Raw genomic sequence first — 2388 nt, 5'->3', positions numbered from 1 at the left:
AGCATTGAGCTAATGCGCTACGCCCACGGCTGACGGCTGACGGCTGACATATCAATCAACGCCAAATCTTAATGTTGCCCTTTCCGCCTCCACTGACTAGGATTTGTCCATCAGGGCTAAAAGTAACGGGATAACAACCATTCAGATTGCGCAGTAGCTCACCAGTCCGTAGGCTCCAAAGTTTAATCTCGTTTATACTGGCACTGACTACTGTTTCTCCATCAGGGCTAATAGCAATAGAAAGCACCGCTGTTGAATGTCCAGTTAGAGAAAAGATTAGTTTTTCAGTGTGGAGATTCCACAGTCTGACGGTTTTGTCAGTGCTGCCGCTGGCGATAGTCTGACCATCAGGACTGATCGCAATGGAAGTTACCCATCCTGTATGTCCGGTAAGAATAGAGCGCTGTTGATACCCGCGTCCGTTCCAAAGTCTGATGGTTTTGTCATTACTAGCACTAGCGATAGTCTGACCATCGGGAGTAATAGCAACACAATTAACCATGTTTGAATGATCAGTTATTGTGTGAATTAGTTTTCTTTTGACACTCCCCACGGCTAGAAGCCGGGGGATTCTTGGTTCACAGACCCGTCTTGCTCAACCAGGTCGGAACCAGGAAGAGTAGAGGACAGGTCTCCCCAAGCGTTGATTAAAGTTCCCGTGTGCCCCACGGTACTCAAGGCTCTAGTTAAAATGTTTCTGGCGGCGTTGTGGTCTCGATCTAATTGACATCCACATTCGCAGACATGGGTTCTAGTCGATAGCGACTTCTTAACCACTTCACCACAGTTAGAACAATTCTGGCTTGTATAAGCTGGATTTACTGCAACAGTTATCCGCCCAAACTTTTGACCAAAATATTCCAGCCATTCCCGGAACTGATACCAACCTGCGTCGTTAATAGACTTGGCAAGACAATGGTTTTTAACCAGATTTTTAATCCTCAAATCTTCATAGGCGACCAGATCGTTAGACCGGATTACGCAACGTGCCAGTCTCTTGGCATGTTCTTCACGTTGTCTACTTATTTTGAGGTGTGTCCTACCTAGTTTATTAATCGCTTTCTTTCTGTTAGTTGAGCCTTTATTTTTCCGAGAAACTCGACGCTGATAAAACTTTAAGCGCTTCTCGCCTTTTCTGTAGAATCTAGGGTTGGGTTCAGAGTATCCATCAGAGTCGGTATAAAACTCTTTTAGCCCTACATCTAACCCGACGGTAAAGCCAGTGGCCTCTAGTTGCTCTGAGTTATCTAGTTTTACACAAAACTGAACATAATAACCATCAGATCTCTGAACAATGCGAACCCGTTTAATCAGCTTCTGGTCGAAACGCCATAAGTCCCAGGTGCCCTTAAGCTTGACCTTACCGATCCCTTTTTTGTCTGTGAAATTGATAGATTTTTTATCTGGCGACAACTTCCACCCAGATTGCTTGTACTCAACAGACCGGGAATGCTTTTTGAATTTGGGATAGCCTTTCTTGCCGGTAACCTTTTTTTTACAATTATCAAAAAATCTTTTGATAGCCCGCTCTACGTTTTCAACCGATGCTTGACAGGCGTGACTATTAAGCTCTTTGACAAACTTGAATTCGTCCCTTAACTGGGTGTTGTAACGGTATAGTTCTTTTTTGCAAATTCCGCGATTGTCCATCCAAAAACGCAGCACTTTGTTTCGGACAAACTTAGCTGTCCTTATAGCTTCATTTATAGCCACTTTTTGGGGTTCTTTTAGAATAGCTTTGAACTCCATTACTAACACCTTTGATCACCTCCTTAGTTTGTTGGATTTACTTATTATTATAGTCGATGTCTATTGATCAGGGAATAAATTCCCTCAAAAGACGAAACCTTAGAATAGTGGAGCCTTAATCAATAAGTTTTAACTTTTCTATGCATAGCCTGTCGCCTATAAAGGCTCCACTATTCTTACGGTAACTTTAAAAGGCTAACCCCATGAATAGAATTCAGGGACTTGCGCCCTTAGATTTTTTCGGTCAATCCCAATAGTATTGAACAGGAAATCGGGAATCGGGAATCGGGAATCGGGAATCGGGAATCGGGGGAAGAGTAAGCAGCAAGTTTATAGTAAGTCTAACAGACCAAGTGCGTAGGGTGTGTTAGGGGCGGACTTGCCCTTATTTTTCGCCTCGTAGCCAGGGTTGAGATAGTCCGCCCCGTAACGCACAACCCTTGGTTTGCCCTATTTTTTCCCATCAAGGCCCCGGTTGGTTGGGAAAGTCCGTCCGGAAATGAAACGGGCAAGATGCCCGTTCCACCAAGATGCCCGTTACACCAAGATGCCCGTTCCACCAAGATGCCCGTTCCACCAAGATGCCCGTTCCACCAAGATGCCCGTTCCACCAAGATGCCCGTTCCACCAAGATGCCCG

2 protein-coding genes are annotated in these 2388 nt (G+C 44.8%); both read right to left on the bottom strand.

All coding sequences use genetic code 11. The features are described 5' to 3' along the window. Positions 1–55: 55 nt before the first annotated feature. Positions 56–553, bottom strand: coding sequence for a WD40 repeat domain-containing protein (locus F6K37_RS38400; RefSeq protein WP_287256361.1), 498 nt, complete (start codon positions 551–553; stop codon positions 56–58). Positions 554–555: 2 nt separating this feature from the next. Continuing rightward, positions 556–1758 (bottom strand): RNA-guided endonuclease InsQ/TnpB family protein, encoded by a 1203-nt coding sequence (locus F6K37_RS38395; protein WP_287256359.1) that lies wholly within the window; start codon positions 1756–1758, stop codon positions 556–558. Positions 1759–2388 lie beyond the last annotated feature (630 nt).

Origin of the sequence: Moorena sp. SIO4E2 (genome assembly GCF_010671945.1) — a bacterium.
Taxonomy (GTDB): domain Bacteria; phylum Cyanobacteriota; class Cyanobacteriia; order Cyanobacteriales; family Coleofasciculaceae; genus Moorena; species Moorena producens.
This window is presented reverse-complemented; position numbering and strand designations above follow the sequence as displayed.